Origin of the sequence: Herpetosiphon gulosus, assembly GCF_039545135.1 — a bacterium.
Lineage (GTDB): Bacteria > Chloroflexota > Chloroflexia > Chloroflexales > Herpetosiphonaceae > Herpetosiphon > Herpetosiphon gulosus.
Map to the genome: position 1 here is coordinate 1 of NZ_BAABRU010000066.1, position 5235 is coordinate 5235.

5 protein-coding genes are annotated in these 5235 nt (G+C 45.5%); 2 read left to right on the plus strand and 3 right to left on the minus strand.

All coding sequences use genetic code 11. The features are described 5' to 3' along the window. Positions 1-195 precede the first annotated feature (195 nt). Together ABEB26_RS26580 and ABEB26_RS26585 are read right to left on the minus strand one after the other, a co-directional pair. The gene (locus ABEB26_RS26580) at positions 196-579 is read right to left on the minus strand and encodes a helix-turn-helix domain-containing protein (RefSeq protein ID WP_345725123.1); all 384 of its coding nucleotides are present in this window, start codon (positions 577-579) and stop codon (positions 196-198) included. Between the two features lie 98 nt (positions 580-677). Further along, a complete protein-coding gene (locus ABEB26_RS26585) occupies positions 678-1055 on the minus strand; it encodes a helix-turn-helix domain-containing protein (protein ID WP_345725124.1) in 378 nt (125 codons plus the stop codon). 390 nt (positions 1056-1445) lie between these two features. Here ABEB26_RS26585 and ABEB26_RS26590 point away from each other — a divergent pair, with 390 nt between their 5' ends. Further along, positions 1446-2573: a tyrosine-type recombinase/integrase gene (locus ABEB26_RS26590; RefSeq protein ID WP_345725125.1), complete on the plus strand. Its 1128-nt coding sequence runs from the start codon at positions 1446-1448 to the stop codon at positions 2571-2573. Between the two features lie 126 nt (positions 2574-2699). After that, positions 2700-4157 (plus strand): ApeA N-terminal domain 1-containing protein, encoded by a 1458-nt coding sequence (locus ABEB26_RS26595; protein ID WP_345725126.1) that lies wholly within the window; start codon positions 2700-2702, stop codon positions 4155-4157. A gap of 54 nt (positions 4158-4211) precedes the next feature. On the opposite strand, the gene ABEB26_RS26600 is transcribed toward ABEB26_RS26595, so the two are convergent. Next, positions 4212-5114, minus strand: coding sequence for a terpene synthase family protein (locus ABEB26_RS26600; RefSeq protein ID WP_345725127.1), 903 nt, complete (start codon positions 5112-5114; stop codon positions 4212-4214). Between the last annotated feature and the right edge of the window lie 121 nt (positions 5115-5235).

Genomic DNA, 5235 nt, shown 5'->3' on the forward strand with positions numbered 1-5235 from the left:
GATCGGTCGCCGATGATGAGGGTGATCCAGGTGATGATGTACCTGATCAGCACAAAGGTTCCTCGCGCCCTGATCAGAACGGATCTCAGCCAATGGAATCTGTCTCACTCGATATTAGCACACAGGGTGGTTGTCTCTCGACGTGCTGGGATGATCGTCAATCATTCCAGCATTTTTCTGGAATGTCGTTTGCCATCACCGTTCGGTCGTGGATCGTTTGTGGGCGAGCATTTCCGCAAACGTGATCACAGATTGCCGATCGGCGGGCGATAGTTGTGCCAAAGGTGCAAGGAAGGTATGTAACTCAGGAACCGCCGTCATGAGGAGTTGGACGCGCCGTGAGTCGTCGAGCGGCGTTGTGGTATCAAGGTCGAAACCACAGGCTTCCAGCAAGCGCCGCAGGGGAAGTTTTAGGGCCTTCGATAGCGCCGCCATGGTTTTGAGTTCGGGGATGTAGGCGGCATCGTTCATAATACGCGACAGGGTTGGTTCGCTGACTCCCGATTCTGCGGCAAGCGTGTTGCGTCGCCAGCCGCGTTGCTGCAATTCGGTGTCAAGGATGATGGACAGGCCGAGCATTGATTGATCTCCCCATAGTGAATGACGGCATAGCTGAGCGCGGAAACCCAGCTCGCCCCAAAAAAGTGCAGCGAACGGGTGTGCTGATGGAAATGTGTTTACTGCGATGCGTGTAGTTGTATTCTTCGTTCGGAATGCGCGAGAATGGCGAGTCGATCATCCAGTGTAAGCTGGGTCAAGAGGGGCAGAAACAGCTGGATTTCAGGGATGACCGTGCTCATCTGCTGCACACGCTGTGCTTCGTCAATCTGGGCTGCGGCATCAATGTCAATGCCACAGGCCGCAACGAGTTCTCGCATGGGAATGCCCAAGACAATCGACAAGGCATTGATAGTGGTGAGCGAGGGCAGTGCGGTCGGATCATTACGGATGGATGAGATGATTGATTCGTTGCGGCCTGTAGCTTTGGCAAGCCTACGGTCGTCCCAGCCACGTTTCTGCAATTCTTCGTTAAGAAGGGTCGATAATCTAGGCATTAAACAGTCTCCATAAAAACACCGATACCACGAGAGCATAGCGGGAGTGTACAAGAAAATGAACAATGAGACAATTCGCTGAAACACGGAGGACAAAGATTTATGAAAATTCTAACACTATGGATGCTGAATCATAATTCCAGTATCTTGAAAGATACTGGAATTATGACGTAAAAAGGGAGATTTTCAAGGACTGACTTGGTTGAAAAGTTGGCCCTTGATTACCACATTATCCTCTGCTATACTCATCCTCGATGATCCGTTGCGCTCCACACCTTTGCCAGATACTTCGGCTGCGTGATCAACCACATTGGCCCACACCGCATGGAACAAACATCATTCTCATTGCGCTCGTTGTACAACAATAAATTATGTCAATTGAGGTATTTCATGGATGACCCTACGCTGCTCCCTCCTATTAATGCTCCTGCCAGTCCGATAGTGGCCGATCATCGCACCGCCTTAACGCTCCGTGGCATCCAAGCGGATACCGCTGCGCAATCGGTAATGATTGCCGAGTATCGTAGTCGGCTTGCCCCGAAAACGCGCCGTCGCCACGAAGTCGATTTGCAAGGCTTTGCGGATTTCTTGGCCACCGTGCAGGTAGTGATTCCGGTGGACGAGCAGGAAGTCTCCGTGTTGGCCCACGACCCAGCGGCATGGGATGGTATCACCGCTGGTTTAATCAGTGCCTTTCGCACGTGGATGCTCACCGAAGGCTATGCGATTGGCACGATCAACATTCGCTTGGCCACGGTGCGCACCTATGCGCGGCTGGCTCACCTCGCGGGCGTGATTCCCGCCGATGCCTATAGTCGCATTCGTGCGATCACCGGCTATCGTCGCAGTGAAGGCGATAATCTCGATCAGCAGCGCGTGGCCACGGCGCAAGCCACCCGCATTGCCACGAAAAAGGCCACCGCCAACATTCTTGAGACCCCGCAAATTATTGAACTGAAGCAATCTCCATGGCGTAATCCAACGGCTCGCTCCGAGGCGGTTGTTGCCCGTGATGCCCTGCTCGTCTGCCTCTTGATTGACTTGGGCTTGCGTTGTGGCGAAGTCGCGCTGCTCCGCTGGGACTCACTGCGCAACGGCCTCTTGACCGTTGCGCGACCAAAAGTGAAGATCGTGCAGCGTCATCGCTTGCTCGGCGATGTTGGGACGATGCTCGCCCGCTATCAAGCCATCATTCCCGCTCCGACTGATCCAGCTCAGCCGCTGATTGCGAGCTTTACTCAGAATGGTGTATTTACCCACTTTGGCGTGTCCGAGCGGGCAATCAGCAAGCGGATTCAGCAGCTGGGGGTGCTGATCGGGATTGCAAACCTCTCGCCACACGACTTGCGCCACTCGTGGGCCACCCGCCTTGCCCAGTTGCAGGTGCCGATTCAGGCGTTGCGCGATGCGGGGGGCTGGTCGAATTTTGCTACGCCTGGGCGTTATGTGGCCCAGCAAGCGATTGCCAATGATCGCATTCCCTTGGCCAACGATCTGGTGGCTGATAGCGAATCTTGATGTATTGATCACACTTTACATGAACTGTCCATGTTGCTACAATCATACTAGCTTTGCCCCACGCATAAACGCAGTCTTTTTATATACCTTTAGCCATCTCATTAAGCTATATAACAAGGAATTAATATGAAAAATTTTAATTGTTTAGGATGGTGGTGGATTCCAAGTCAAGAAGAAAACAAAGTTGCTGGTGAATTGAGATTTTTAGCTGAAAAGGGATTCTTTCTTGATTTAGTAGGTTCTTTTGAAAATGGTATAGATCCTATATTTACACGTGGCCATGTAACCTACTACCCTGTTATATTCGGTATTACAACAGAAGGAAAGCAGATAACACTTGTTCATTGTAATGTACGAAAACTACGAATTTCATCAGGAGTAGAAAATATTCAGCTATTACGAGTTAACTATGCTTATAAGAACATACATATTATAAATCCTGATGAGTATACTTTTCAAAAAGTAACTCTCAGATTTAGAAATTTAAATCAATGGGCAATATTAAAGGGTTTTATTTTAAAAATTTCTACTGAAAATCAAAAATTCAATAAATATGAAGCCTTATATGAAAATATAAATAATATTGATATAGAATTAGATAATATAAAAATGTCATTTGTATATGGAATAAATTATAAAATCCCATATAAAGGATTTATTCAAAAAATAAATGCTGAAGAAGATGTATTAATATCCATTAAATTAAGTAATGATGAAAATTTTTATAGTATAATTAATAATTATATCAATCCAATTCAGGACTTAATAACTTTTGCGTCATGCAATGCAATATCCATTGAGAGTATAAATTTATTTTCTGATAAACATAAAAGAATTTTAAAACCAATGATTAATAGTTATATGGAAAATAATGAGATTGATTTAGAAGAAGAAGATTATTTATTACCTATAAATATTATGTTTAAGCAGAGATATATAGATAACTCTGATATTGGTGATGTAATTGATAAATACCTTTTTTCTCTTGATGATATAAAAGATGATTATAGTAATATTATACGTAGATGGTTCTTGATAAATAATGAGCTAGCGGCATGTATTCAATTACTATTAAGAAATAGATATATGAGACTAGAAGATTATTTAATTAATTTTATAAATATTACGCAAATGCTAGAGATATATCATAGGATACGTATTGGCGGGGGAGCAATCCCAAATAATATTTTTAGAAAACATGTTAGAAGTATCGTACAAATGCTTCGGCCCAATAAGGGAAAATGGGTGAAAGAAAGACTTAAGAATTCAAATAATCCAACATTGAAAAAAAGAATTGAAGATTTATTACACAAAAATTCGTATATAATGTCTGATTTAATCGAAGATTTTGATATTTTCAGTCAAAAAGTCGCAAAAAATCGCAATTATTATACACATTATAGTAAACAGGATAATACTATTTGGAATAGCACTGAATTATCAGTTGTTTGTGATATAACGACAATATTATCTTATAGTTGCATACTTGAGGAACTAGGGATAAATACTGAACAAAGATTGAAAATGTTAAGAAAACATTCTTCTTATGAAAATGCTAAAAGAAATATTCATATGTTAGATTAGACACTATGTGATGTTTAGTCCAAAAAACTAGTTAAAATATTTAGAGACATTCTACTATGGATCGATGAGCATGTTACGTAGCATCGGAAACGGCGAGTTTGGCGATCGATAGCGATTGGTTGCTAATTGCCAATGCCATGCGGCCGCAATTTGCTGGCGGAGGGCATTAATATACTGATTGGCCTGGGCGTGCTGTACCCCCTGAAACCAGACGGATGGCTGTGCAAGCGTCTCAAACTTGGCAATCCACTGATTAATCATCGTCACTGCGCGATGGACGGCCTGCTCAAACGAGAGCTGCTCAGCATCCATCAAAATACGCACGAGATTAAAGCGTGAGTCGAGGTGCAGCACTTCTTTTTCATAGGAAAACAGGTCATTGAGCAGCGCGCCAATGAGGGCCGTGAGTTCCGTCGCGCGTTGCATTGCGGGATGCGTATAGACTGCGCGCGAGACAGACTGGCCCAAGGCAAATTCAATCAGGATCATGGTCGGATACATGCCTGAATCATGGAGCCGTGTTGCGATATACATGTCCGTTGTTGTGGTTGTCTGAAGAAAGGTTCGGTTGGGAATTTGGGTCGCCTGCAGATGCGTTATCAAGGACTCGGCAAGGCGCTGGCGGTAATCACGAGTGCTCAGGTCGCGGAACTGGCGGTAGGCCTCATACCAGATTGGATAGAGGTGGTGACCATCGGTGGGGAGCATGCCATCGACGAACAACCCCACACAATGGGCATAGGTGGCCGGACTCGGCAGATGGATGGGCACGCGGTGCTGATTGCGATCATAGCTATCATCAATATAAAAGAGAATCGCGTTCAGCAGATCAATGGCCTGCAGGCGTTCGAGACTGGCAGTGGGAAAGAGATACGACGACATGGTGATGTATGGGAGGGCGATGCCATAGGCTTCGCAGAGGGCCGTGGTTGCCGCTCCTGACTGGGTTTGTGTCACTTTCCGCCCTATACTACACAAAAATCGTTAGCAATCGCGCTCAATAATCGTCGGCAATCGTGCCCAATGTGGCCGATCGTCGGCAATACTGCTCATCTGACGTGCATTGCACCCCCATGTC